The sequence below is a fragment of the Vibrio sp. Hep-1b-8 genome, from assembly GCF_006124995.1.
Lineage (GTDB): Bacteria > Pseudomonadota > Gammaproteobacteria > Enterobacterales > Vibrionaceae > Vibrio.
In genome coordinates this window covers 100,772-126,831 of sequence record NZ_QEWN01000001.1, presented here as the reverse complement: position 1 = coordinate 126,831, position 26,060 = coordinate 100,772, and the positions used below count along the sequence as shown (strand labels likewise).

Below are 26,060 nucleotides of genomic sequence, written 5' to 3'. Positions count from 1 at the left end.
TTGTTTGCGTATGGCTCTATTTGATATTTCAAACAGCGCCTTATGGTGCGGGATTTTTGCTATTGTTTCAATGCTTGATAAATGTTTTCTGCTAAAGAAATACTAATCCCTGGCACTTTGGCGATTTCTTCTACACTCGCTCGTTTCAATTCTTGCAAACCACCCATGTATTTTAACAGAGCTTGGCGACGCTTTGGTCCTACGCCTTCAATACCCTCTAAAGCACTAGTTCTACGGGTTTTTCCTCGTTTTGCCCTATGGCCAGCAATCGCATGACTATGGCTCTCATCACGGATGTGCTGCATTAAATGCAGTGCTGGTGCGTCACTAGGCAAATTAAATTCATCACCTTCGACGGTGATCAAAGTTTCGAGACCAGGTTTACGCGTGACACCCTTGGCAATACCAATCAAATGCGGGCGTTTTGGCCAATCTCCCCAATAGCGAGAGATGATCTCATGAGCCCTGTTCAACTGACCTTTACCACCGTCGATAAAAACAATATCAGGAATTTTTTCTATATCGAGCTGCTTTGAGTAACGGCGTTCAAGTGCCAGCCCCATTGCTGCGTAATCATCACCACCCGTGATGCCCGTGATATTATAACGACGATACTCTTGCTTAACGGGGCCTTCCTGATTAAAAACCACACAAGAGGCAATGGTGCTCTCTCCCATGGTGTGTGAGATATCAAAACATTCCATTCGCGTAATGCTTTCCATATCAAGCAACTCTCTCAACGCTTTGAAACGTTGAGATATCGTCATCTTGTGATTGATCTTAGTCGTAATCGCAGTCAAAGCATTGGTGTTGGCCAGTTTAAGATAACGCCCTCGAGTGCTGGTCGGATTGACATGGAAGTGGACTCGGCGCCCCGCTAAGCTCGTTAAAGCCTCTTCCAACGGCTGTGATTCGTCAATTAAGCCCGAGTTGAGGATGATACGAGTCGGAATAGTTCGCGCCTCATTGTGGCTCAGGTAATACTGGCTCAGGAAGCTATAAAACACTTCTTGCTGAGTGGTATCGTTGGGTATTTTCGGAAAGTGGCTGCGACTTCCCAGAACTTTACCCTGACGAATCATAAGAATATGAATGCACGCAATGCCATTTTCTTGAGCAAAACCAAGTACGTCCATATCGTCCATCGAATCTTCCGAGACAAACTGTTGCTCTTGGACACGGCGAATAGCCTGAATTTGATCGCGGAATTTGGCGGCCTGTTCGAAGCGTAGTTCTTGACTCGCTACCTCCATCTTTTCGACAAGAGAGGCAAGCACTTGCTGATCTTTGCCCTGCAAAAAAAGTCTTACGTAACCAACCAGTTCAGCGTAATCCTGTTCAGAAATGACACTACTCACACACGGCGCGGCACAACGACCGATTTGGTACATTAAACAAGGTCGAGTTCGATTACTGTAGACAGTATCTTCACACTGTCGCACCGGAAATATCTTTTGAATTAGATGCAAGGTCTCACGTACAGCGCCTGAATCTGGGTAAGGTCCAAAGTATTCGCCTTTACGCTTTTGCGCCCCTCGATGCATCGACAAACGTGGGTGTTTGTGTCCACTAATAAAGATATAGGGATAGGATTTATCGTCACGCAACAGTACGTTGTATTTAGGTAGGTACTGCTTGATGTAGTTGTGCTCTAAGATCAAGGCTTCTGTTTCGGTATGCGTCACCGTTACATCAATCTTGGCGATGTTACTGACTAAAGCACGGGTTTTTTCACTATCAACTTTGCTACGGAAGTAACTGGAGAGGCGTTTTTTGAGATCTTTCGCCTTTCCTACATAGATAACAACAGACTCGGCGTTATACATACGATAAACGCCGGGCTGGTTTGTTACTGTTTTGAGAAAGGCGGCTGAATCGAATTGGCTCATACCAATACCATTAGCTGAAGATTAAAATCACTGATGGTATTGGCACCTTATAGTGTCTCGGTATCTATCATTCCGTGTCGAATTGCTAAGTGAGTCAACTCAACATCACCGCTAATATCGAGCTTGTTAAACAAGCGATAACGGTAACTGTTTACTGTCTTAGGGCTAAGATTCAACTGCTCAGATATGTCAGTGACTTTTTGCCCTTTAGTAATCATCATCATGATTTGCAGTTCACGCTCAGACAAATCAGCAAATGGGTTTTCCGATGCCGGAGAAAATTGGCTAAGAGCCATTTGTTGAGCGATCTCTGGTGATATATAGCGTTGTCCACTATTAACCATACGAATTGCGTTGACCATTTCATCAGGGCCAGCGCCTTTAGTCAGGTAGCCTGCGGCTCCTGCTTGCATCACTTTAGTTGGAAACGGATTTTCCGTATGAACAGTTAAAACGATGATTTTCACATCAGGATTAAATCGCAGGATCTTTTTGGTAGCCTCAAGACCACCGATACCAGGCATATTCATATCCATCAAAATGACGTCAGCATGGTTGCTTCGACACCATTTTACTGCTTCTTCACCGCTGTCAGCTTCCCCTGCTACGTTCATCCCACGGACGTCTTCAATAATACGTCGTATCCCTGTGCGAACCAGCTCGTGATCATCTACAAGGAAAACATTTATCAAACTTGTATCTCCACACTTTTTACTTGGCTCTGCACCCACATAGAGTGGATTACAGCATTGCTGCCTAGTCTAACTTAAAATTAAAATTTTGCTTACTCTGAATATGTGCTTAAACGCAAACTTTAGCAAGTAGTAATTTTCAGATCTGGTACTTAAATTGTTATTAATCTATTAATCAATCGCTTAGGTCAGTTTATTGGTTATTTTTCTACCAATTTCGCCTTAGATATTAGGTCTATTTCTTACCTTTGTATTTAACTTTTTCAGCATGTGATACTCTAGCCCTACTGTCTTGATCTCGCTTCAATCTAACCACCCTATTACGCACAATGATTCATAACGGTTTCTTACTCACTCGGCAGGCACGTGATGTCAGTGGCCAAACTCAAATCGAGCTGTGGCTATCAACGCCTCAAGGCCCCTCTCAACTCATTATTCGAGGTGAGAAACCCGTTTTTTTTGTTGCACAAAGTCAGTTAGAACAATGCAAGTCTATCGCTGAACAAGAGAATCTTTTCGCAGAGTGGCGTCCACTGGAATTGACCAGCTTTGATCTGGAGCCACTAGCCGCTTGTTACACCACGACTATCAAACACTCTCAGCAGCTTAGCCGTGCATTGCAGCTGGCAGATATTACGGTACTCGAAGACGATATTCGTTTGGCTGACCGCTATTTGATGGAACGTTTTATTAAAGGCGGGGTTGAGTTTAGCGGTATTGAGCAACTGGCCCCTCAAAGCCGACGATTCACATCAGTCAAGTGTCGTCAGGGGGACTACACGCCCGATCTGAAAGTCGTCTCCCTCGATATAGAGTGTTCTGAAAAAGGCATTCTCTATTCCATTGGACTTGATAGTCCGATGGATAGCCGTGTGATCATGATTGGTGATAAGCAGCCCGCCGACCCCCCTATAGAGTGGGTAAAAGATGAGAAAGCACTGCTAAACGCTCTCGTTAGCTGGTTCCAAAAGTATGACCCAGATGTGGTTATTGGCTGGAACGTTATCGACTTCGATTTTCGACTATTACACAAACGGGCAGAATGGAATCAAGTCAAATTGATGATAGGCCGTGGCCGTCAAGCGAGTTTTTTCCGAACCTCCAATACCACCCAGCAAGCCTTCGTTTCTGTACCCGGCCGCGTGATTATGGATGGCATCGATACGCTCAAAACCGCGACCTATCATTTCCGTCGCTGGTCACTTGAATCGGTATCGCAAGAACTGCTTGGTGAGGGGAAGCAGATCCATAATGTTCATGACCGTATGGATGAAATCAATCAGATGTTCCGTCGTGATAAGCCATCACTAGCGAAATACAACTTGCAGGATTGTGTACTGGTCAACAAGATATTTGCTCACACGCATCTACTCGAGTTTGCCATCGAACGCTCTAGACTCACTGGCGTCGAACTCGACCGAGTGGGCGGTTCGGTCGCCGCCTTTACTAACCTTTACTTGCCGCAAATTCATCGAGCTGGCTATGTTGCACCTAATCTGCAACCTGAGAACTGGTTGGCGAGTCCTGGCGGATACGTCATGGATTCGATTCCAAACTTGTATGACTCTGTATTGGTTCTCGACTTCAAAAGTCTTTACCCATCCATCATTCGTAGCTTCTTAATCGATCCAATAGGACTGATTGAAGGCCTTCAACTCGAAGTCGGACGCAAAGCTTCTCAAGCAGTACCAGGGTTTCGAGGTGGCCAGTTTCACCGCACTCGGCACTTCCTCCCTGAGATGATCGAAAATCTCTGGGCCGCCCGTGATGCCGCAAAGAAGAACAACGAAAAGGCATTCTCCCAAGCCATAAAGATCATCATGAACTCTTTCTATGGTGTATTGGGTTCTTCAGGCTGCCGCTTCTTTGATACTCGCCTTGCCTCGAGCATCACTATGCGTGGCCATGAGATCATGAAACAAACCAAAAAGCTAATCGAAGATAAAGGTTATCGGGTCATCTACGGTGATACCGATTCAACCTTCGTCTCCTTAAACGGTCAGTTCAGCCAGCAACAAGCTGATGAGATTGGTCTCAAACTAGTCAACTATATCAACCAGTGGTGGACGACACATTTAGCGCAAGAGTATCAGCTCGATTCAACGCTCGAACTGGAGTACGAAACTCATTACAAGAAATTCTTAATGCCAACCATCCGAGGACAAGAGACGGGATCGAAGAAACGCTACGCAGGGCTGATTGGAGAAGGCGATAGTGAGCGGATCATTTTTAAGGGCTTAGAGAGCGCTCGAACCGACTGGACGCCACTCGCGCAAGAGTTTCAGCAAACCTTATACTCGATGATTTTTCATGGCGAAAACCCGAGTGACTATGTCCGCGAATTTGTTGAGCAAACCAAAGCCGGAAAGTTCGATGACAAACTGACCTATCAAAAGCGCTTGAGACGAAGGCTGCATGAGTATCAGAAAAACGTTCCACCTCAGGTAAGAGCAGCCAGAATGGCGGATGAGATGAATGCCCAGCTTGGTAGACCTTTGCAATACCAGAACAAAGGGCAAATTGAGTACGTCATTACACTCGCAGGACCTGAACCCAAGGAGTATCAAAAAAATCCAATCGATTACCAACACTATATCGATAAGCAGCTTAAACCGGTTGGCGAAGCGATATTACCCTTTATCGGTATAGACTTCAGCTCACTCAGTGAACCTCAACTTGGGCTATTTTGAAGCATAATCGATGAATTTGTCTAAAGGCAGTGATTTGGCGTAGTACCAACCCTGCACAGATATATCAGAGTCACGACAAATATGGTCGAGCTGCTCTTTGGTCTCGACACCTTCGACAATTACCTTTAGATCCAATTGCTTCGCAATCGACAGAATGCTGCCGAATACTTTTTTGCCTTTTAGAGTACTCAGTGCCAATACAAATGAACGATCGATCTTTAGATAGTCGATCTCAAATTTATTGAGATAGCTGAGAGACGAAAAGCCAGTTCCAAAATCATCGATGTGGATCTTCGCGCCCAGATTATGTAGGCGGTTAAACGCAACAACCAATGCAAGTTCATCCTCAAGTAATGACTCTTCTGTAATTTCAATATGGATATTCTGCGCATGGTGCTGAATGATTTTCTCCAATTCATCAATGTAACTAGGGTCAACTAATGTTTGAGGAGTAATGTTCACACTGACTGGAATGAATAGACCCGATTTCTGCATCCGCCGTATATCTTTGATCACCTGCTTAAAAACCCACAGATCGACATCTTTCATCAAATTGGCCTTGTCCAGCCATGGAATGAAAGAGTTCGGATATTGGAGTTTACCATCTTTATCAATTGAACGAATCAGCGCTTCACAGCCAACTGTCATCTCGCTATCACGCGACACTTGCGGCTGATACTCGATACAGAAGTCGCGCGAACTCAGTTGCTCAAGCTGATGTTCGATAAAAATGGTGCTTTTTTCCCTCTCGACAGCCTGCATAATGGGATCATCCATTAACGTGCGTGCTTCTTCTTGACGCCGAGCATAAAAGGTATCAAACACAGGCAACGATATTTTCTTCTCGCTTACACTCTGATTAAGTGCCCTAACCGACGGAAGATATATCACGACACCAATGGCGATATTGACAAGCTGAAGCACAACTGCCGCCCAATCACCTTGTGTCGCCATCCAAGCATTTAACAATATTGGGCTATTAAACGGAACAGAGACAGTGGGCGTCACCACCCATCCAATCGATACCGCAGCCATGCTGACGACAACGTTGGTCACCGGCGCCAACAGAAACGGCAGAAATAACCTAGGGTTGAAAATAATCGGCAGACCGAACAATAAGATCTCATTAATATTGAGCAAGCCTATTGGAATGCTCGCTAACGCAATCAACTTAAACCCATGTTGTTTGGAACACAGCAACAGCGCAATCACCAGCGACAATGTTGCCCCACTGCCACCAATAAACACAAATGCGCCCATAAAAGACAAGTTCATCAGATAATGAGCGTCGCCTCCTACCAGTACAGTGGCATAGTTAAGGTTGCTCGCTTCTTCTAGCAAATCAACTAACGGAAGTAATGCGTAATACCCATGAATACCAATAAACCACAGTATCGAATTGAGTGTCGCGAAGAGAACACCAAAGGTGGTTGGCTCATTGGCATAGTCCGTCGTCAACACCGAAGAGTAAGCAACCGCCGATAGACCGAGCACGAGAATGTGGTTAATGACCACCACCAACAAAGCAGTGATGAACGCAGGAATCACCATATTCAACGACTCTTTGACAATCTGCCCTGCGGACTCGGTTCTTGTCAGTTTGAATATATCAAAGCGGAGTAAATAAGCTAACAGTGGAACCGCGTACAACGGCGTTATAATCGCTAAGATTATGTGGAAGGTGAGCAGTACTTTGCTATCTGGAATTGTCTGTTCAGTGATTAATAGCAATGTAATCATCAAAAGTGCGATTGGCGGTCTTGGCAAACGCCACTGCATCGCTAAAACATAGGAGATAGTGGCGGTCATTAAAAATGGAAAAAACCGAGCGATAGCATCATGCAAATCATACAGTTGGGATATCCAAACATTGCGCCCTTCTAATATAAACTCACCAATGCTGGCAAAGAAAAGCGCAAAAGATGACAACATTAAACAGGGAATAAGCCAAACCATTCCCTCTCTAATGGCCTGCAACGAAGGGATAACAAATCGGTGATAAAGAGAGTAATTAGAGACACCATTTAATTGGCGGTTATCCGTTCCTTGGTACATGCTAACCTCAATATGTCCATACATATAAAAGCTAGCACAATTAAACGCATAAGAAGACTTTTCTCGATATCTCCTTAGCCGATTCTAAACTCGGTCTTTTTATACTGCTTTGCTAGCCAGTCACCAAAACCATCAAGAATGCCAAGGACTGAGCGCTTCGCAATCAACCTTCCTGACAACAGAATACCCAGTCTTTCAATCTCGACTTGTTTGTCAGGATAATAACGTAAAAATTGCTGACCACATTCGATAGGATCTTCGAACCACTGTTTGTCTTTGTACATCACCAAAGAATAGCTTGCTCGCAATAACTTTTTCGCGATAATTCTCTGTGCTTTGACCTGTTCTTCTGGCTTATCCGCTCGAGCAATACGGTTACGATATACGGCTACCCAATCTTCTACGTCCATATTCCAATGTTTGGCAATCTCCCAGCTAGGCTCGTAATCACCAAAACACTCAGATAAATCTTCACCATACACACACACCGCACAGTGGCGTAATAGGAATCCCCACGAGAAAATACTGTCAAGACTCGCAACATCTTGTGCCAGTGCGGTTTTAAATGAAATTTCGGTAATATGGGGGTGAGTTTTCTGAAAGCGCCATTTGATTGAGTTAAATAGGGTTGTTCTGAGATCGGAGAATCCACGGTGAGTCACCACAACCACATCGATATTCGATTGATTTGGTTTGGCGGTTTTACGTGCCACACTACCATACAAGTAGACGCTGTGAAGGTTATCCCCTAACCCACTGGTTAAAAAGCTCACCAAATCATCAATGGCGGGTTGATATTTAGGCTGAAAGGCTTGTTTTGGGTCAATAGTGGATAAATGCATTTGATTGATAACAAAATAATCGAACTCAATGCCTTAATGTTCGCTCACCACGATGGATGAATCAAGATATTCCTTCCTTAACAGGGTCAGTATATAATGCTGCCACTACCTAACATACTAAGGAATATTGTTCATGCCAAAGGCAAGTGAGCTTAAAAAAGGTTTTGCTATCGAATCTAATGGTAAAACATTGTTAATTAAAGACATCGAAGTAACCACTCCTGGTGGTCGTGGCGGCGCAAAAATCTACAAACTGCGCTGTACAGACCTAACAACAGGTGCTCGCGTTGACGAACGCTACAAATCAGATGACGTTCTAGAAACTGTCGACATGTTCAAACGTGCTTCTTCTTTCTCATATGTAGATGGCGATGAATACATATTTATGGATAACGAAGACTACACTCAATACACATTCAAGAAAGAAGAGATTGAGGACGAGTTGCTATTTGTAACTGAAGAGATCCAAGGTCTACATATCATTCTTGTTAATGGCAATGCGGTTGGTCTGGAACTTCCAGCATCAGTAGAGCTCGTTATCGAAGAAACAGACCCGTCTATCAAAGGCGCATCAGCTTCTGCTCGTACTAAACCGGCTCGTTTTTCTACAGGCCTTACTGTTCAAGTACCAGAGTACATTGCAACGGGTGACCGCATCGTGATCAACACGACTGAACGTAAATACATGAGCCGCGCATAGTCATGGCTGAATTAATGTCTTACGACGACGCGATTGATACCGCTTACGACATATTCTTGGAAATGGCGCCTGACAATCTTGAGCCAGCTGATGTGATCCTGTTCACTGCGCAATTTGATGACCGTGGTGCTGCGGAGTTAGTTGAAACAGGTGATGACTGGGCAGAGCATGTTGGCTTTGACGTCGACAAAGAAGTTTATGCTGAAGTGCGTATTGGTCTCGTAAACGAAGAAGACGATGTGCTTGATGATGTTTTTGCACGACTTTTGATTAGTCGTGATCCTGAACACAAGTTTTGCCACGCTCTTTGGAAACGTGACTAGACTTAGCGCACAAACAAAAACACCCTAGCCTTGGCTGGGGTGTTTTGTTATTGAGACCTAGGAGCGTGGAATCATACGCTCAATGCCTAATCTATCAAGCAGGATAAACTCAAACTTATCAGAGGCTTAGTCATCAACCTTAATATTTTCAACGCGGGCTTTTAATTTCTGCCCTGGGCGGAAGGTTACTACGCGACGAGCACTGATGGGAATGTCTTCACCTGTCTTCGGGTTTCGACCTGGACGTTCATTCTTGTCACGCAGATCAAAATTACCAAATCCAGACAGTTTTACCTGCTCGCCACTTTCGAGTGCCTTACGAATTTCTTCGAAAAACGCCTCAACCGTATCCTTGGCATCCCGTTTACTGTATCCAAGCTTTTCAAACAGGTTCTCAGCCAAATCGGCCTTTGTGAGCGCCATAAAACTTTCCTCAAAGCTGTGTTAAACATTGCCACCCAAAGGCAGCGCCAAAACTTTTAACCAAGCCAATCAACAACCTATCGGCTTTACCTTGGAAAGTGTATGCCAAGCTTATGATTTACGCCAACTTTTTTCTTAAATGAGCAGAGTTCAACCACTTAAAACAACAACATAGATGCTATTTACAACAGTATTATCTGTGATTTATGAGGAAATACTCCTTAAATATCAGAAGATTAAGCTATTATTGACACTCAACTCAGTAAAAAAAGCTTAAATCCACTAACTTTTACAATTAAGCTGTTGATCTAGAAAGAGAAACAAAATACCCCTATTGGGTATGGCTTTTAACAAAGCAAGAAGTAATACGGCAAAGTTTCGACACTGCCAGACGTTAAGAGGTACATTATGGAAGTTCAACGTCATATCTAATACCGACTCATTCACCATGGAATTAAGAGTCTACTCGTCGACCGAATTGGCCACTTTACCGAGTTGGAATATCACGAATATTTAAATGGCATGATGGGTAGATCCAGTTGTTTTACCATAAGCGATGACGAACTCAGATTTACTGTTAATAGCCTACGTAGCGAAGGATATTTGGAAGACTTAAAGCGGGTTATATAACTCCAATTACTAGAGTATTGTTAGGGTTACGTGAAGCGCTTTGTCAACAAAGCATATTTCATACTAAGCGCAATTTCGTCTTATGAAGAAAACATCTGGAGCAAGATAACGTGGATTTGGGCCGCTTTCTTCTCATTGTGTGCAGGGTTCAATATTTGCATTACTTTCCAACTGCACTTTAATGTCTGGGTTAGTTTCAAAGTGTTTGGTCTGTTAGCCGCCACGTTCGGTTTTACTCTACTGACAGGAATTTACATCTATAAGTACATACCTAAAGATGACAACAAGGCAAACAAACCAGATGCATATTTCGGAGCATTCCGATCAGTCATTTCCGGAAAAGAGCGATCACAATCACCAAAATACGCACATGTCACTTGGTAATCGGCGTCGGTGGACAGCCGCTTTGTCAGAGAGAACTGCCGCCTTAGCAACCCACTCATCGGGGATATGTTCAGAGAAAGTGGTGATTCGAGCTACACCAACAGGATTTTCTTCGAGAAAATCGGAAACCTAAAAACAGGCTTCCGATTGTCTCTCATCAGAAGGACCGGTTAACCGATCCTTATCAGATCTACATACCAAGTCGTGGGAGACTTACGCAATGATCAAAGCCGTTAGTCAACAAAGCCTATGCTGACTGAACATTATGTACGACGCGTGCAAATCACCGTGTCATACGTGAAATCCGGTACTGACCACCATTTAAATTTATGCTCTATCAATCGACCATTGGCCGCATATGTCCAATAGAAAAAAGCATCATCAGCGACACCCACCCCAACTTCATGCCCCCCCGTATAGAGCAAATTAAAGGGAGCTTCGCGTACTCGTTCCAATGGCTTAGTGATCAGGCGTTCATCCAGTTTGACTAGACTCCAGTCATTGTAATTTGCATATGTAGAGTTGCTACAGGCATCTCTTCCCTGTTGGAGGTTGTCAAACGGACCCATGTGAGTGTAATACATTCGGCCAGACCATTGATAAAATGGCTCATCGTTTGGGTCTACCACTGGGACAGGATCAGAGCAGCTCGAGATAGAAATAGGTGAGCCATATGCAAACCCCCCTAATGAACAGGAACGGACTGAGCTGGCTTGTAAAGGCACAGAGATGTTGTTTAACACACTAGTCGTACTCTCAATAAAATTGGCACTTAACACACTACCATCCTGATCTTCGACTTGATGGTATAAGAAAGAAAATTGGCCCTGTAAGATATGAAAGCTCGCTGTTGCAGAAAAAACATCAGATATCTGCAAATTCTCACCATTATTAATAATGTTGGTCATTGACCCTGAATTACGCTGAATAGAACGGGCACTGTTTGGCCGGTCGCTTTGGTAGTAGCGGGAACATTGAGCGGCTTTATTATTTTCTTTAATACAAAACTTCACCGAGTCGTTGCCAGTCGAGTTTAGGAAATAGTAAGGTTTTTCGGATACGACTGTGCCAGACTGTCGTTGCCAATAAATAGTACGAAATAAAGAATTATGGTCATAGTTGGTCGCTATTCGATTGTCGATCATTCCAGTTAGGAAGTTTTGGTGGCGGTTTTGTATGCTTACTTCACCAGCGTATGCTAGGCTGGAAAAGAAATAAATAACTAACAGAGTAGTCAATTGTATCATTTGCTTTTTCTCTTTTATTTTGTGAATACATAAAACCACAGGTTTACCCATGGATGAATGTCAAATCTAAAATTACAGTATTAGCTGTTTGTAATTTTGATCAACACTTTAGCGTTGTAATTAGTAAGTACCCCGGCATGCTCGGGAGGTACCTACTTCGCCATTTTGAGAACAGTGATTGTGTAACACAACAACCAATTTCTAGCGGCGAAGTACGGAGTCATTTAATGATGATAACGGGTAGGTAGTTAGACAAATCAAATGAAAGTCGTTAGTTACACTTCCTTCACGCATAATGCCGTTACGTCAGTATAATCATTACCATCTTGTTCGAAATTACCTCTATGACCGAAATATTTCAAAAGATGCACACCTGGTTTTCCTGTGTCGTCTAGTAGCCAATGTCTAGCTATTTGCGGCCAGCCATAGTCGAGATAGGGACCATGAGGTTGTGTGACTCCAGAATTAATTTGTTTTTCAAACGCATAATGTTCCGACCAATATGGCAAACGATAGCCTTGCCCTAGGCTAGCACAATAAGCAACTGCGCTGTCGAACTTAAACAGAGGAAGAAAGGCATTAATGATTCCAGCAGCATAGGCGCCTGCGGCCTGAGTAGATATATAATCGCCTACGTCTTTTCGACCGACAGGGGGACAACGAAACATCAAAGATTTCCCGGTATCGGGTATGGATATTGTAATTGTTTCAACGCCACAGCCAACTTTCTCGCCTAAATTCAATAGGTCTTTAACCTCTATATCAATGGATTTAGTGAAACCCGCATATTCGGCAGTGATGGTTGCTTTGCCAGCCCCCGTACTTCGTAGGGTCTTACTTAAAACTCCCGCAATTCCAGGTGTGAAAATGATGACACTACTGTCGCTTGTCGTCCAATTTGCCTTTTCAGTGACATCAATAATTGAACCATTATTCATGATAGCTTTGAGATAGATTTTGCGCGATGCCCACTCTAAGATAGGAGCATGTGATAAAACGACAGGATTTGCGTAAGACACTAATTTTGTATCAGTAATATATACAGGTTCGATATTAACCACTAATTCATTAGAGGAGAGGGTCTCATACTGTGCGCGAATCGTCGCTCTTGTGATTTTGCTTGCTGAGAAGAAACCATTAGTCCCTTGCCCAAAACTAATAGCAGAGGGATCCGAAAATTTCCATGTGACAGATTTAGGATCTAACAGATAAGAATTTCCATTTGTATCGATTACTTTTACAGTAGGATCAAATGAACTGCCTATCGATAATTGTTTATTATCAAGTTCAATAGAAAGACTAGACCATCTTATGCCTTTTTCATTATCGACTTCTGCAAATAGCTTTTCTTCACTTTTGCAGCCAAAAATTGCAGTAAGACAAATTAGCATTATTAACATCTTCATAAGTAAGCCTTAGTTTGGACGATATGATTTAATTATTACCCTGCGTTCTTCTTGGTAACCATCACCATTACTTTTTGCAGAATAAGGAACGGTATAAGACATATTAATAATGTCGATTTTTGAATTGGGATAAAGCTCTTTTAAAGCACTTTCTACTCTTCGTGCCCGATCGATAGAAACAATAATGTCTTCGTTGTAACTCCTATATCCATATACAACGAAGTAATCGCCATCTAGAAATTGCGTTAGGTTATGGGAGGAAGTTAATAAACTTGATGATTCATCAAAATATAGAGTTGTGCTTACCACTTGTTGGTAATCAATGTTACTTTTATCCTGACTATTCTCTATCGCATTTTTGATTCGACGCTGAATTTGACTTTTCGAAAATGAGACACCAAGTAACAACATGTCAAAGTCTAAACCGTAAAAATTAGGAAAGTATTTAACGCTAGAACTGACATTAAGATCTAATAAGTTGACGTATCTTTCATACGCCAACATAAGGTATGCTGAGCTACCGACATGTTCACTGTCACTGATGCCGTATTGTTTGTCCTTCCATATAGAGAGCCCAATACCAAAATCTAGGCGAGAGTCGTGACCAAGTGGGTACTTGTATTTAGTAACGGTATTAAGCGACTTGATATTGAAGTCTTGTCGATTCTGAGTTTTTTCAGATTGAGCCTCGAAGTCATTGGCGATTAAAATTGAGCTACCCAGAGCTAAATTATGTGATTCAAAATCGATCCCAAATTCGTAATATATTGAATTTAAGTCACACTGATAGTAGCTCTCTGAGCACCCATCAGTACCGATAAGTAACCCGCTTCCAGCCGATAATCTTACATCCTCAAGCTCTATCGCATAACTAATTGTTGATATTATAAATAGCATTACGCATGAGATCGAACCAATGTTTGTCATTGCTTTTTTTCCTCCACTAAAGAAAATTTTATTAAATGACAATTTTGTAATTTAAATATTCTTTATATAGGTTAGTCTAATGATAATAAAAAATTCTAATGATAATAAACAAAATTAGAATAAACTGGGCCTATATTTAATGTCAAATTTAATTGAGTTTAAAGTGGATAAAGTTACAAATCATAAAAATAGTGTGATCACGAGTCAACATACATATAAGTCGGATTTTTCCCACACAACCAAAGGATATTTCCCATGCACTAATAACGCTTAAGTTATTAATATTTAAGTGCTGAAGGATTTTTTAGCTGAAATATAGATAAACAATATTATTTTATAACCAAGGGAATTATCTAATATGATAATAAAAATATTTAAGTTAAGCATCGTGACGTCGTTAGTCATGTCGTCTTCGCTATCATATGCCGCGATGGAAATTGAGAGCTATTTAGGGTCTAGAGAGGAAACGCCAGTAGGCATACCTATTCTATCTAGCCCAGAGAATGGCCCGATTAAAAAGTATAACGATGATGGAAGCGTGAACCAGTTCGCGTGGATTGATAGTAGTGGACAAGTACAGTCAGACAACCTATTTTTTGCTCCGAGTCACAAGTTGCGTGGTAAAACCATCAAACTTTGTAACATCGATAATGTAAATATGGAATGTTCTAATGAACTTACAGTTGTACCCAATATTCGTCAACGTATGACGAGAAGCAATGTACTAAACTTCGAGGAATATTGGGACTTCAGCAATCAGTTTACCGACGATTTTATTCTTGATTCTGCGACTACAGTAAATACCAAAGCGACTTTTACTTACAAAGGGCCGGTAAATGCTTCAGCTGGACCTAAACCAGTAGGTATCCTTCGAGCCTTGTTTAATGGAAATACCGCGCTAACCACAGCACAATTGGAAGAGCTGACGCCTAGTTATGCTACATTTGAACATGAACGTGCATTTACTACAGATTTAAAGACCAATAACGTTGAACTACTCGGTTTGTGTTCGTCGGTGGTATTGACTGACGCCACCGTTGGCTACTTTACTCCCGAGTGTGATGAAAGATTAGTGCGAGATAGTGATATCGAGACGAATGATACGGTTTATTTTTATCCGCCATCGCCGGAACAGTTTTCAGCGCTATTCCCTAGCGAAACAATGAAGAAAATTGAATCTGTCACGCATAATGGTAAAACCAAGCAATATGTTTATGCCCCAAGAGCACGAGGAAACAACAATCTTCTGGAGGCATACTGTGATGCGATCGGTGAAGCTGCTAAACCAATGACAGAGAGTGAAATGCTTGCTTTTGCGAGTAGTCAAACGTTTAATCAATCTTGGCCAGGCTCTACTGGTTATTGGACCAAAGATACTGCTATTTTAAATACATGGTGGAGTAATGCAATCCCTGGGGGCAATGGTATTGTGGGTATCTTAACCGCATTAAACGCTAACCCAACGTTCACTCCTGCAGCCAACAGTTACTACCATGGTTTCTTTGCATGTAAGAAGGGTTAATTTCAACTAGTGTTTAACCATTAATAGAGTAAGCCGCATGAAACAAAGCGGCTTTTTTTATTCTTAGACTTTGATTTGATGGACGCACTTCCCTTCTAGCATTGATGTGGATAAGAAAAATGGTGCAATCGGTCTTAAAATCCTACAAGCATAGAGAATGAGCCTTGTTACCATACAATATGCTTTGTTATAGGGTGCTTTAACTGCGCGCCATTAGCCTCATTGGCTTGCTATTTAATCTAATACTAATGTGCTCAACATCAACTATTTGATTAATTATCAAGTTAAATATGAATTATTTATATCAATTTAGTTGCACACATACTCATCTGTATTAATACTAGCCATCTAAAAACAAAAATATACGACAAACGTCTATGGCTAACACAAACATCCCTGCTCCTGCCTCATCAGGAGTCGCGCACGACGCATACGCTTTATTTACGCAAATAGATCGGTTATTTGGCGATAACAGTGACTTGTTTTTCCAACAAGTACTCAATGAACGCCTACGTCTAGTCTGCGAAAGTGATCCGACATTGCAGGACAAAAACATCGCGACAAAGCTGATGTCTCCATTTTATTACGCGGAGCTAAAGCGCCCCCTGAGTATTGGTACAAAAGAGTGGCATCAAATTGAGCAAGATGCGCTTTTTCTGTTTGATGACTGGGCACAAGCTTGGTGCGGATATAAGATTTGGAAACTCAAAAAAGGCTACCACTCATTAAATGATTCCGCTCTTGACCAGAGACAGCGTAATCTCTCTCACAACGAAGCAGACTATTTTGACAGTGTGATCGACTGTATTGAGCAGCACAAAAAGCACTATTATACCTTGCACTGCCAACACGCTCTTACACTGCCCGATGCCATTGTATTGATTAACCTTTCGACCTTTGTCTGGCAACATAAATGGTATGAAATGCTTTATGAGATCAATCAATCAACCTGCGGAACGCATTTCATTTTGGCAACTCAAGTAGCAGATTCAGATAGCGCACTGATCGTCGCCAGCGCCAAAATAAATCACCATACACAGGCTGAACAGTGGCTCTACTTTTCCCCATTTTTTCAAACCGATAGTTGGCAATTGCTTGCAACAAAAAAAACCGTCGACCAACTTTCTGAGCACGGTTTATTAGACAATCAAGACATTCCAAGGCATTCATCCGCCCTTTTTGAAAACTCGTTGTGGCAGAAGATAGTGTCACACCAACAGTGTTGTGAAATCATCCGTCTTACCGTTAGCGGCAATCAGTCTCAGATGATTTTCTATCTCTATTTGGCTCAGAAGCGTTTAATGGAACAGTTGTCCTCACTCCACTATAAAATTGCATTTGTTGTGATTGAGCAACCTTTAATGATTCAGTACTATTTGAGCTTAGGCGAAACGGTGTTCAGTCAGCTCAGTACGAGCCACGTTTCTAGTTCAGAGTTTGCCACCTATAAAGGACTGTGGTTTATCCAACCACTCAACCAAGAGCTAGCGAGAGCGAGCTATAAAAGCTACAAAAAACTCACCATCCGTCAGTTAAAAAAATATCGAAATCATGGACACAAACCTCACTATGCTTAGTTACTTAACCACTCATCTACTTTATCCAAAGGCAGTGGTGTTAATACTAACGGCACTACTGGTTTTTGTCTGGGCAGGCTATTTCTGTTCAACGCTGGCGAAAAAACATGGCTTTTCTAGCATCAAGCAGTATCTCTACTATGTGTCCTACACATTGGGCTTGTTTGTCTGGATTTGCAGCAACGCGTATTTCCATACTGGCTTGTTGCCCGATTGGGGAGCAAAAAGTGCCATTACAATGGCCATAATTGCTAACTTGTCCGCGCTGCTGGCCTTTGGCTCTGCCTATTTTTTTTCTGCAAAACTGAGAGCGCATTACACAGACAGCCATACCAGTCTGTGGCAGCTCGCCTTCGCCATCACAATTATTGTGATGTGTACTGTGGTAAACCTTATTCCCGGGTTGACTATCTTAGGTGTGACGATAGAGGGGCCAAGCCGATTTGTACTTGAATTTGGCCATTATACTCAACCATTCTTCATTGGTTTGACCCTGCTGTTTGCTTTAACGTTTGCCAATCTATTATCCATCAAGCAATCAAGTAACCGCATCCGTCGCACTCGGATTAACTACATGATCCTCGGAATGACCATTTTCATGGCCTCTACCGCGGTCATACAGTTGGGTTTCACTTACTTCTTTAATGACTTCTCCTTGACTTGGCTGCCACCTGCATTGTCAGTCAGTGAAATGCTATTTATGGGCTATGCGATACTGGCCTCTCGTTTTTACAGTTTTCGCTACCTGTGTTTGGTTGCTTGCTCTTTACTGCTTACTGCTGCGGCTTACACGGGAGTTATCGCGCTGTTTAAGCCCCTCGACTATCTCAGCACCGCTACGGTGATTACTTTGCTGATCACTATTGGTATTTCATGGCCATACGCGTCTCAAGTGATGAGAAGTTGTCTCAGCTTCGTTCTGTACGGTTCATCTACGCCCCCTACAGATAAAATTGCCCATTTAGAAGAAGAGTTTCAAAACTCACCATCGAAAGCGATCGAAGCATTGGCTAGCTACCTTGGTGTGCCAAGTGACAAGCTGAAATTACTCGATGACTATCAAGGGGCCAGTCTCTATCGCACGTACTTTGAAAATCATTCGACGCCTTTGGTGATCGACGAGTTGGAAGACGCAATAGAACAAACCAGTGACGCCGAGCTTTCCAATTTGCATACCAATATGAATCAGATGGATTCAGCATTGGTCTTGCCGATTTACGAAGGTAAGAACAAACTCTCTCACGTTTTAGTCTCAAGTCATAAACAAGGTGACGTTAATTTCTCATTCGAAGAGCTGCGAGCGCTGGAGAGGGTACTGAAAAAAGTTCAAGTGCACATAAACTATGAACGTAAAGTTAGACAGTCACAGGCACTTGCTAACTCTATCGCCCATGAGATGAGAAATCCTCTCGCACAAGTACAATATGAGTTTGAATCTCTGGAAAGCAAACTGAATAACATCAAAGATCAGAATGATCTGTTTCGTCATGTTCATAGTGGCAAGCAAGCGATTCGTCGCGGCAGACAACTGATTGACATCATTCTGCGGGAGGTCAATAGCTCGTCTCTCGATCAAGAGCCATCGGAAGCGACCTCTATTCGTCACGCCATTCATAGTGCGATCAATCAATATGGCTTTGAGAGCGAAGATGAATTTAATCGGATAGAGCTGAACCTTGAGAATGACTTTGTCGTTAAGATCAACGATACCCTGTTTAATTTTGTGCTGTTCAACCTATTACGCAATGCTATCTACTATTTTGATTCGTACCCAAAAAGCAGGATCGAAATCCGTACGGAAGTCGGCCTATATGAAAATCATGTCATCTTCCGTGACTCTGGCCCTGGTATTCCTCAGGTTTTACTCTCACGTATTTTCGATGACTTTTTCAGCCACAATAAGAGTGGTGGTAGTGGGCTAGGTTTAGGCTACTGTCAACGCGTCATGACGTCCTTTGGGGGTGGAATAAGTTGTCATTCTCTACCAGGCGAATTTACAGAATTTACTCTGACCTTCCCTTCTTCTAGTGTACGACTTGATGAAATAAAAACGTCACCTATCGCTCCAACGGCGATCGATTTTGCCCCACCAATTAATCCTGAAGTGGCAAAAGGTGAGCTAGGTTTTGTTGCTAAGTCATCACATATGATTTTGGTCGTGGATGACAAAGAGATTCAGCGGACACTCGTTAAGCTCTATTTGGAGCAGCTTGGCTATGGTGTTGTGCTTGCTAACAACGGTAAAGTCGCAATCGAGATCATCCAAAGCAATCCCATTGATCTGGTGTTTATGGATATTCAGATGCCGGTTATGGATGGTTTTGAAGCAGCAAGCATTATACGTCAGTCATATCCAGCTATCCCTATCATTGCTCTTTCTGGTGAATCCGGAGAAAAAGATGTACAAAGGATGAGCGAGCTTATGGATGGACGACTATCAAAACCAACAACCAAAGACGCACTCGATACCATTCTGAAGTCGACTCTAGGACAAGAAATTCATTCGTAGCCACTGTATAGCAAAAGAGCAGATGCGCCTGTCAAACAATTGGCAATTCTACTCTCAATTCGACTCGCATTTTGCATATCTGAAACCGTACCGCGAACGAATTTTCAGCAGTGGTATCCATTTCTATTAACGGCTAACGGCACCAATCATCGTGTTGTGATTAATTTGAACATCAAGTGGCACCGATTATGCTTCCTTTCGTACAACGAAGTAAAAGCGGCAAAGATTCGTCTTTGCGCTGATGTAAGAGGTACTGTTATGGAAGTTCAGCGTCACACCTACTATCGTCTGATTCATCACGGAATCAAGACTCTGCTCGTGGACCGTATTGGCCACTTTACCGAGCTTGAGTACCACGAATACCTCAACGGCATGACAGGCAAATCCAGTTGTTTTGCTATGAGTGACGAAGAGTTGCAATTTACGGTAGACAGTTTGCGTAGCGAAGGTTATCTCGAAGATTACAAGCGTTACATAGCCTAATCTCCCTACCTTGCTGTTAGTAGAGAAACCCGAGTTTGCCATTAAGCCCTTTGTCTTAACCAGAGATTTGGTTAGACTGAGGGCTTCTTGTTACACAAAAGACCATGCCAATGAAACAACTCATCGACTTCATCCCCCTAATTATCTTTTTCGCTTTGTATAAGCTGTTTGATATTTACGTCGCAACAGGGGCGCTGATCATTGCTTCCGCGGTTCAAATTGCTTTGACCTATATGATCTATAAGAAAATCGAGAAAATGCAGTTCATCACCTTCTTGATGGTTGCCGTATTCGGTGGAATGACAATTTTCTTACACGATGACAATTTCATTAAGTGGAAAGTGACCATCGTCTACATGGTGTTTGCTATTGGTCTTGCCGTCAGCCACCTCTTAGGCAAGTCTGCGATCAAAGGGATTCTGGGCAAAGAAATTTCTCTTCCTGAACCTTTGTGGGCTAAGGTCACTTGGGCATGGGTTGCCTTTTTCTCTTTCTGTGCCGCTTTAAACATCTATGTCGCATTTCAGTTACCATTGGATATCTGGGTAAACTTTAAGGTGTTTGGCTTACTCGCTGCCACGTTTGCGTTCACCCTAGTGACCGGGCTCTATATCTACAAGCATTTACCAAAAGAGAACAACGAGGCGAGCGCTGGCGAATAAGTGAATAGTTTTGTTACAATACCTCTTTTACAGCGACCACTTTGGTCGCTGTGTCGTTTGTAGTGGATGTCAAAATGAGCCAAGAAATTAATACACCAAAAGGTCAGCTCCTACTTAGAACCCTTGCCATGCCAGCCGATACCAATGCCAATGGCGACATTTTCGGCGGTTGGATTATGTCTCAACTTGACCTTGCCGGAGGGATTCTCGCCAAGGAAATTTCTTCAGGTCGAATCGTGACAGTATCCGTCTCTAGCATCACTTTTAAGAAACCTGTTCGTGTTGGAGATGTGGTTTGCTGTTACGGTGAATGTACACGTATTGGTCGTACATCAATGAGTATCGACTTAGAGGTGTGGGTGAAACCAGTAAAAGAGCACGGTCTTGAAGATCGCTTTATGGTTTGTGACGCCACATTTAACTATGTCGCTATTGACGCAGATGGCAAACCTCGACCAATACAATAAGTTCATGGCATAGACGAAATAACACCAAATCAATACTTTTAAAAACCAGTATTTAAGGTAAAGTAACCACCAACGGTTACATCATCGATATAAGGATATCTGTACATGTGGTATGTCATCTTTTCACAAGACGTAGAGAACTCATTAGAAAAACGACTGAGTGTCCGCCCTGCTCACCTAGAGCGTTTACAGGCACTGCAAGATGAAGGTCGTTTGCTAACGGCGGGGCCTATGCCTGCCATTGATTCTGACAACCCTGGTGAAGCTGGTTTTACTGGTTCCACCGTTATTGCAGAGTTTGATTCTTTGCAACAAGCGCAAGAGTGGGCTGATGCTGATCCGTACATTGAAGCTGGTGTATACGAAAAGGTTATTGTTAAACCTTTTAAGAAAGTCTTCTAATTATGCCATCTGTGTTTAAAACTCTCTCGATCTTAATGGTCGCACTGGTTGTTGCTGGATGCTCTTCTGCTTCAGCCGAGAAAGAGCGTCAACTCTCGCTGTTGGCGAATACTCGCGCTAATCTACTGGCGTCTAAGCTTCCGCTAGAAGCGGGGCCGCTTTCAATAATGCGCGCAAATTCTAATGGTTCAACCGTTGAGATTATGATGGTTTACAACGCTGATGCCCTCGGTGCAAAGCCTGCCACGCAGGTCATGAACAACAGCATCAACACTTATTGTACTGTTGCCGACACCAAAGCTAACTTAGAGGTTGGATTGAGTTATCGGATTAAAATGCGTGACAGCCGAGGCCAGTTGATTGCAGACGAGATAGTCACGCATGAACGCTGTTTGAACGCCAAACGCTAACCGCAGTTGTGTATACAAATTCAAAACCTCGCTTATGCGAGGTTTTTTTATCCCTCAAAACTCAACGGATTGCTGTACAACAAGTTAAATAACATAGTCACACAGATCATATTTCACGCAGTCTTAACATACTGACTATGCTTACAAAGTAGGCTAATGCGGATACACATTGGTCTTTAATCTGGATACACAGCTAATACTTGGAGTTATTATGAAAAAAATTCTTACTGCAGTGGCTATCTCTACAGCGTTCGCCTCTTCTTTCGCTGTTGCTTCATCCCCAGTGATGTTCTCTTCTATCAATGATTTTAATGCACCAGATAACTCACAAGTTTCTGGCGTTCGTCTCGCAGCTCTACACGGTAAAGTAAACCAAGTGAAAGGTGTCGACTTTGCGATTGTCGGTATGTCTGAGACCAATACAACAACAGGTGTTAACTTTGGCCTCTTTTTAGGCGCTTCAAAAGTGAATCAAGAAATGACCGGCGCCTCTCTTGGTCTATTCAACTGGAATGAAGGGTTAACTACCGGGGTTAACCTTGGTGCGGTTAACATCACCAACAACGTGAATGGCGCAAACGTGAGTTTTGTTAACTACTCTGAAGGCGACACCATGGTCGACGTGGGGGCGGTTAACCTGTCGAGCGAGTCAACCGTTCAAGTAGGCGTGTTCAACAAGACAAGTAAAATTGAAGGGGTTCAAATCGGCCTAATCAACTGTGCTGATAACGGCTTCCTACCTTGTTTCCCAATCGTGAACTTCGCTAAGTAACACTCCAATCTTCATCTCAAACCAGTCGTAATATACGACTGGTTTTTTTGTTCCCCAACTAGGCCTTAGTAGCAAATGATCACAAAGTAAAGTCGCAATAAATTTATGTGAATTTTTTATTTCACTACCCTTTTTTAGTCTCCGTGCAACTCCCCTTCTAATTTCAATGCAATAGCCCATTTTGATCATGGTTTCATAACTGGAACAGAGTTCTTAAAAAACTAAAATAGAACAAAAAATAATCAAATTAGATTGACGCTGGAAACATCCACTTCTAACTTTTCATATTAGTGTCATAACCAAGGAGGATCACCGCATGAAACGTGCTAGTAACTCATACCGTCTTCAGTTGATTAAAGAAGTTGCCACCAGGCAAGACCGGCTGAAAAGCGGTGATCCAATGGCAAGTTATATTCAGCATTTGATCGACGATCAACCCTCTTGCGAAAAGCATACCGAAGCTAACCATCGTTTCTCTGGTAGCCATTTTGATGAGCACGCCGGAGGATGGGTTAGCGACCGGTGGGCGTTAAAGTAAGTAGGGGGCTATTTAACGGGATAGAGAGATTGTACGCACACTCTTAGTAAAATCTCTCTTTGTTCTGTCTCGGTCAGTTGGTACCAAAGATAACGTTCTTCACGGCTTCTGCCACAGCCTAAACAAAAACCTTTTGTGTCAACTTGACAATACCCTATACAAGGGTTGGGTATTTGATTTCGTATATCCATACTACACCTTTAAATACAGTACACGATACTAAAGGTATAGCGGGAAAAAACAAAACTGTAAAGTATTTGATTTTAAAAAAGATCTTGTTGAGGGCTATCCGTACTATCTTGATCGATGCGATCTACTGAATCTCGTTTCATTTTTCTCAGGTATCGCTGTCGGCATAGCTTGATGACATGCAGTTGCTGGGCGGGCGTCATGGTTAACCAATTAAAGCGCTCTTCTCTTTTACGCATACACCCTTTGCAGTAGCCTTTTTCATCTACTGTGCATATGCCTACGCAAGGACTTGGTACGACAAAAAACTCTAACTGTTCCAAACGGTCACCCATTTGCTAAAAAGCACAAATTACACTCTACGGCATCTATAATTAGATGTTTATCAATAAGTTCCAATATGTGATTTAGACCAAACTATGACTCTCCTCTGACAAAAACAGTGTTTTATTAATTATACTAAAACCATCAAAGCCGAAGCTAAATGGCTTATTATCTACTTATTGGAGTTGATTTATTATGAAGCTTAGTCCAAAAATGTTACTTGCAGCAATTACCCTACCTGTTGTAGTAACCGCATGTGTAAGCAATGGTGACGATGTGAAACAAATTACAGCTCAGGATCTCCAACACCACAACTGGGAGTTGGTTAGCATTGACGGTAAAGATATTGTACTAGAAGGCCGCCACCAAGCTCCTCGCCTAGAGGTTGGCGAAAAGATGACAGCGAATGGTAACGCGGGCTGTAATAACTTCTTTGGTCAAGCTGAACTAAAAGACAACCAGTTCCGCATTGAAAAGATGGGCATGACCATGAAAATGTGTGTCGGCGATGTGATGGACGTTGAACAAGCATTTTCTCAAACACTCTCTGACTGGAGTGACATGACATTGACCAATGATTCAATGGTACTGAAAAACGACGTTCACACGCTTACGTTCAAATTGAGCGATTGGAAAAAATAATTCGACGCGTCAAGTCATCCTATTTTAGAAGCAGCCTTTCGGGCTGCTTTTTTACTTATTGCGACTCACTTTTTACACAATCCATCCACTTTTACCTCAAATATATAATAAACCTATCTTTTTTCAGTCATAATGAACGAATAAGTGAATTGTTCCGGTCTAACTCAATGGCCGATAGCAACAACCAACTAACAGGGACCATTATGACAAGGCTGATCACTTTACTTTCAACATTAATCGTGTCTTTTTCATCATTCGCAACTGATACTTGGCAGCAAACGATCGAACAAGCAAAAGGACAAACGGTATACTTCCACGCTTGGGGAGGCAGCCAAGAAATTAACCGCTATATCCAATGGGCGAATAGCCAGCTTCAATCTCAATACGGCGTCACACTGCAACACGTTAAAGTTACAGATATTGCTGAAACCACCAGCCGCCTAATTGCTGAAAAAGCCGCAGGAAAAAACAGCGGTGGTAGCGTTGATATGGTTTGGATCAACGGCGAAAACTTCAAATCAATGAAAGACAATCAACTGCTGTTTGGTCCATTTACAACTCACCTGCCTAATTGGCAATATGTCGACAAAACATTGCCGATAGACGTTGATTTTTCTGAACCTACAGAAGGCTTAGAAGCCCCTTGGGGTGTGGGGCAACTGGTATTTATTCATGACAAGTTGAAACTCAATAACCCACCGACTTCGTTTAATGAGATGTTAAGCTATGCGAACGCTTTTCCAAATCGCCTAAGCTATCCTCGCCCACCAGAATTCCATGGCACCAGCTTCCTAAAAGCGCTGCTGATTGAACTGACCAACAACGACGCTTCGTTAATGCAGCCAATTGATGAGAAGAGTTTTGCCATCATTACTCAACCTTTATGGCAATATTTGGATGAATTCCACAAAGTGGCTTGGCGTGGGGGTAAACAATTTCCATCAGGTACAGCAGAGTCAATTCAGTTGCTCGACGATGGCCAGATCGATCTAGCTATCACCTTCAACCCTAATGCTGTGTATTCCGCCCAAGCAAATGGCAATCTTGCGAACTCAACCCAAGCCTATGCGATGGATAACGGTGCACTATCGAACATTCACTTCTTAGCGATTCCATGGAATGCCAACGCGAGCGCAGGGGCACAAGTCGCCATCAACTTTTTGTTAAGCCCAGATGCCCAATCACGCAAGGGGGATACTAAGATTTGGGGCGATCCATCCGTATTGAGTAGCCAATATCTCACTGGAACGGCCAAAAATACTCAGCAGTTCAAATCTATCGCCGAGCCTCACCCAAGTTGGCAAAATGCGTTAGAGCAAGAATGGCTTAAACGTTACGGAAACTAGAAGTGATTC

Annotated in this window: 25 protein-coding genes and 1 pseudogene; 17 read left to right on the top strand and 9 right to left on the bottom strand. The window is 42.7% G+C overall.

Going from position 1 to position 26,060, the window contains the following annotated elements; translation table 11 throughout:
* Positions 1–59: 59 nt before the first annotated feature.
* Positions 60–1,889, bottom strand: a complete 1,830-nt coding sequence (gene uvrC, locus DA100_RS00580; protein ID WP_138970366.1) for an excinuclease ABC subunit UvrC — start codon at positions 1,887–1,889, stop codon at positions 60–62.
* A gap of 47 nt (positions 1,890–1,936) precedes the next feature.
* Entirely contained in the window at positions 1,937–2,581 is a 645-nt protein-coding gene (uvrY, locus tag DA100_RS00575; protein ID WP_138970365.1) for a UvrY/SirA/GacA family response regulator transcription factor, read from the bottom strand.
* A gap of 329 nt (positions 2,582–2,910) precedes the next feature.
* On the opposite strand from uvrY, the gene DA100_RS00570 reads away from it, so the two are divergent.
* Complete coding sequence (locus DA100_RS00570) at positions 2,911–5,271, top strand: DNA polymerase II (protein WP_138970364.1); 2,361 nt, start codon at positions 2,911–2,913, stop codon at positions 5,269–5,271.
* Here the strand turns inward: DA100_RS00570 and DA100_RS00565 are convergent.
* Positions 5,263–7,326, bottom strand: a complete 2,064-nt coding sequence (locus DA100_RS00565; protein ID WP_138970363.1) for an EAL domain-containing protein — start codon at positions 7,324–7,326, stop codon at positions 5,263–5,265. The genes DA100_RS00570 and DA100_RS00565 overlap by 9 nt on opposite strands.
* A gap of 74 nt (positions 7,327–7,400) precedes the next feature.
* Positions 7,401–8,168 carry a nucleotidyltransferase domain-containing protein gene (locus DA100_RS00560; RefSeq protein ID WP_138970362.1) on the bottom strand — a complete coding sequence of 256 codons (768 nt, stop codon included), beginning with the start codon at positions 8,166–8,168 and terminating at the stop codon, positions 7,401–7,403.
* A gap of 133 nt (positions 8,169–8,301) precedes the next feature.
* Here DA100_RS00560 and yeiP point away from each other — a divergent pair, with 133 nt between their 5' ends.
* Both yeiP and DA100_RS00550 read left to right on the top strand, forming a co-directional pair.
* The gene (gene yeiP, locus DA100_RS00555; RefSeq protein WP_138970361.1) at positions 8,302–8,868 is read left to right on the top strand and encodes an elongation factor P-like protein YeiP; all 567 of its coding nucleotides are present in this window, start codon (positions 8,302–8,304) and stop codon (positions 8,866–8,868) included.
* A gap of 2 nt (positions 8,869–8,870) precedes the next feature.
* Entirely contained in the window at positions 8,871–9,191 is a 321-nt protein-coding gene (locus DA100_RS00550; RefSeq protein ID WP_138970360.1) for an HI1450 family dsDNA-mimic protein, read from the top strand.
* Positions 9,192–9,317: 126 nt separating this feature from the next.
* Here DA100_RS00550 and ihfA read toward each other — a convergent pair whose 3' ends face one another.
* Complete coding sequence (gene ihfA / locus DA100_RS00545) at positions 9,318–9,614, bottom strand: integration host factor subunit alpha (protein ID WP_138970359.1); 297 nt, start codon at positions 9,612–9,614, stop codon at positions 9,318–9,320.
* Positions 9,615–10,055: 441 nt separating this feature from the next.
* Here ihfA and DA100_RS21195 point away from each other — a divergent pair, with 441 nt between their 5' ends.
* Both DA100_RS21195 and DA100_RS21190 read left to right on the top strand, forming a co-directional pair.
* Positions 10,056–10,244, top strand: a complete 189-nt coding sequence (locus tag DA100_RS21195) for a hypothetical protein (protein WP_240800861.1) — start codon at positions 10,056–10,058, stop codon at positions 10,242–10,244.
* A gap of 87 nt (positions 10,245–10,331) precedes the next feature.
* A pseudogene (locus DA100_RS21190) lies at positions 10,332–10,538 on the top strand (septation protein IspZ); the annotation flags it as partial.
* 353 nt (positions 10,539–10,891) lie between these two features.
* On the opposite strand, the gene DA100_RS00525 reads toward DA100_RS21190, so the two are convergent.
* From DA100_RS00525 to DA100_RS00515, 3 genes are all read right to left on the bottom strand, one after another.
* Positions 10,892–11,875: a hypothetical protein gene (locus tag DA100_RS00525; protein WP_138970357.1), complete on the bottom strand. Its 984-nt coding sequence runs from the start codon at positions 11,873–11,875 to the stop codon at positions 10,892–10,894.
* 275 nt (positions 11,876–12,150) lie between these two features.
* Entirely contained in the window at positions 12,151–13,281 is a 1,131-nt protein-coding gene (locus tag DA100_RS00520) for a hypothetical protein (protein ID WP_138970356.1), read from the bottom strand.
* 9 nt (positions 13,282–13,290) lie between these two features.
* Entirely contained in the window at positions 13,291–14,208 is a 918-nt protein-coding gene (locus tag DA100_RS00515) for a hypothetical protein (RefSeq protein WP_138970355.1), read from the bottom strand.
* Between the two features lie 358 nt (positions 14,209–14,566).
* On the opposite strand from DA100_RS00515, the gene DA100_RS00510 reads away from it, so the two are divergent.
* The 10 genes from DA100_RS00510 (at position 14,567) to DA100_RS00465 (ending at position 23,550) form a co-directional block, all read left to right on the top strand.
* Entirely contained in the window at positions 14,567–15,730 is a 1,164-nt protein-coding gene (locus DA100_RS00510; RefSeq protein WP_138970354.1) for a hypothetical protein, read from the top strand.
* A gap of 377 nt (positions 15,731–16,107) precedes the next feature.
* Positions 16,108–17,307 carry an acyl-homoserine-lactone synthase gene (locus tag DA100_RS00505; protein ID WP_138970353.1) on the top strand — a complete coding sequence of 400 codons (1,200 nt, stop codon included), beginning with the start codon at positions 16,108–16,110 and terminating at the stop codon, positions 17,305–17,307.
* Entirely contained in the window at positions 17,300–19,816 is a 2,517-nt protein-coding gene (locus tag DA100_RS00500; RefSeq protein WP_138970394.1) for a response regulator, read from the top strand. The genes DA100_RS00505 and DA100_RS00500 overlap by 8 nt, the downstream gene beginning before the upstream one ends.
* Positions 19,817–20,074: 258 nt before the next feature.
* Entirely contained in the window at positions 20,075–20,299 is a 225-nt protein-coding gene (locus DA100_RS00495) for a hypothetical protein (RefSeq protein WP_138970393.1), read from the top strand.
* Between the two features lie 110 nt (positions 20,300–20,409).
* Entirely contained in the window at positions 20,410–20,961 is a 552-nt protein-coding gene (locus tag DA100_RS00490) for a septation protein A (protein WP_138970352.1), read from the top strand.
* 74 nt (positions 20,962–21,035) lie between these two features.
* Positions 21,036–21,428, top strand: coding sequence for an acyl-CoA thioester hydrolase YciA (yciA, locus tag DA100_RS00485; protein WP_138970351.1), 393 nt, complete (start codon positions 21,036–21,038; stop codon positions 21,426–21,428).
* Between the two features lie 105 nt (positions 21,429–21,533).
* Positions 21,534–21,830, top strand: coding sequence for a YciI family protein (locus tag DA100_RS00480; RefSeq protein ID WP_004746701.1), 297 nt, complete (start codon positions 21,534–21,536; stop codon positions 21,828–21,830).
* Between the two features lie 2 nt (positions 21,831–21,832).
* Complete coding sequence (locus DA100_RS00475) at positions 21,833–22,240, top strand: GspS/AspS pilotin family protein (protein WP_138970350.1); 408 nt, start codon at positions 21,833–21,835, stop codon at positions 22,238–22,240.
* Between the two features lie 211 nt (positions 22,241–22,451).
* Positions 22,452–23,012 (top strand): phaC PHA synthase, encoded by a 561-nt coding sequence (locus tag DA100_RS00470; RefSeq protein WP_138970349.1) that lies wholly within the window; start codon positions 22,452–22,454, stop codon positions 23,010–23,012.
* A gap of 316 nt (positions 23,013–23,328) precedes the next feature.
* Positions 23,329–23,550: a hypothetical protein gene (locus DA100_RS00465; RefSeq protein ID WP_138970348.1), complete on the top strand. Its 222-nt coding sequence runs from the start codon at positions 23,329–23,331 to the stop codon at positions 23,548–23,550.
* Between the two features lie 263 nt (positions 23,551–23,813).
* Here DA100_RS00465 and DA100_RS00455 read toward each other — a convergent pair whose 3' ends face one another.
* The gene (locus tag DA100_RS00455) at positions 23,814–24,062 is read right to left on the bottom strand and encodes a DUF1289 domain-containing protein (RefSeq protein WP_138970346.1); all 249 of its coding nucleotides are present in this window, start codon (positions 24,060–24,062) and stop codon (positions 23,814–23,816) included.
* Between the two features lie 196 nt (positions 24,063–24,258).
* Between DA100_RS00455 and DA100_RS00450 the strand changes: the two genes are divergently transcribed.
* Both DA100_RS00450 and DA100_RS00445 read left to right on the top strand, forming a co-directional pair.
* Entirely contained in the window at positions 24,259–24,705 is a 447-nt protein-coding gene (locus DA100_RS00450; protein ID WP_138970345.1) for an META domain-containing protein, read from the top strand.
* Positions 24,706–24,908: 203 nt separating this feature from the next.
* Positions 24,909–26,051, top strand: coding sequence for an ABC transporter substrate-binding protein (locus tag DA100_RS00445; RefSeq protein ID WP_138970344.1), 1,143 nt, complete (start codon positions 24,909–24,911; stop codon positions 26,049–26,051).
* Positions 26,052–26,060 lie beyond the last annotated feature (9 nt).

Bases quoted from the DNA above. Each gene is read 5' to 3' on its own strand.
- uvrC (WP_138970366.1), bottom strand. From the start codon at position 1,889: ATGAGCCAATTCGATTCAGCCGCCTTTCTCAAAACAGTAACAAACCAG.
- DA100_RS00570 (WP_138970364.1), top strand. From the start codon at position 2,911: ATGATTCATAACGGTTTCTTACTCACTCGGCAGGCACGTGATGTCAGT.
- DA100_RS00565 (WP_138970363.1), bottom strand. From the start codon at position 7,326: ATGTACCAAGGAACGGATAACCGCCAATTAAATGGTGTCTCTAATTAC.
- DA100_RS00560 (WP_138970362.1), bottom strand. From the start codon at position 8,168: ATGCATTTATCCACTATTGACCCAAAACAAGCCTTTCAGCCTAAATAT.
- yeiP (WP_138970361.1), top strand. From the start codon at position 8,302: ATGCCAAAGGCAAGTGAGCTTAAAAAAGGTTTTGCTATCGAATCTAAT.
- DA100_RS00550 (WP_138970360.1), top strand. From the start codon at position 8,871: ATGGCTGAATTAATGTCTTACGACGACGCGATTGATACCGCTTACGAC.
- ihfA (WP_138970359.1), bottom strand. From the start codon at position 9,614: ATGGCGCTCACAAAGGCCGATTTGGCTGAGAACCTGTTTGAAAAGCTT.
- DA100_RS00525 (WP_138970357.1), bottom strand. From the start codon at position 11,875: ATGATACAATTGACTACTCTGTTAGTTATTTATTTCTTTTCCAGCCTA.
- DA100_RS00520 (WP_138970356.1), bottom strand. From the start codon at position 13,281: ATGAAGATGTTAATAATGCTAATTTGTCTTACTGCAATTTTTGGCTGC.
- DA100_RS00515 (WP_138970355.1), bottom strand. From the start codon at position 14,208: ATGACAAACATTGGTTCGATCTCATGCGTAATGCTATTTATAATATCA.
- DA100_RS00510 (WP_138970354.1), top strand. From the start codon at position 14,567: ATGATAATAAAAATATTTAAGTTAAGCATCGTGACGTCGTTAGTCATG.
- DA100_RS00505 (WP_138970353.1), top strand. From the start codon at position 16,108: ATGGCTAACACAAACATCCCTGCTCCTGCCTCATCAGGAGTCGCGCAC.
- DA100_RS00500 (WP_138970394.1), top strand. From the start codon at position 17,300: ATGCTTAGTTACTTAACCACTCATCTACTTTATCCAAAGGCAGTGGTG.
- DA100_RS00495 (WP_138970393.1), top strand. From the start codon at position 20,075: ATGGAAGTTCAGCGTCACACCTACTATCGTCTGATTCATCACGGAATC.
- DA100_RS00490 (WP_138970352.1), top strand. From the start codon at position 20,410: ATGAAACAACTCATCGACTTCATCCCCCTAATTATCTTTTTCGCTTTG.
- yciA (WP_138970351.1), top strand. From the start codon at position 21,036: ATGAGCCAAGAAATTAATACACCAAAAGGTCAGCTCCTACTTAGAACC.
- DA100_RS00480 (WP_004746701.1), top strand. From the start codon at position 21,534: ATGTGGTATGTCATCTTTTCACAAGACGTAGAGAACTCATTAGAAAAA.
- DA100_RS00475 (WP_138970350.1), top strand. From the start codon at position 21,833: ATGCCATCTGTGTTTAAAACTCTCTCGATCTTAATGGTCGCACTGGTT.
- DA100_RS00470 (WP_138970349.1), top strand. From the start codon at position 22,452: ATGAAAAAAATTCTTACTGCAGTGGCTATCTCTACAGCGTTCGCCTCT.
- DA100_RS00465 (WP_138970348.1), top strand. From the start codon at position 23,329: ATGAAACGTGCTAGTAACTCATACCGTCTTCAGTTGATTAAAGAAGTT.
- DA100_RS00450 (WP_138970345.1), top strand. From the start codon at position 24,259: ATGAAGCTTAGTCCAAAAATGTTACTTGCAGCAATTACCCTACCTGTT.
- DA100_RS00445 (WP_138970344.1), top strand. From the start codon at position 24,909: ATGACAAGGCTGATCACTTTACTTTCAACATTAATCGTGTCTTTTTCA.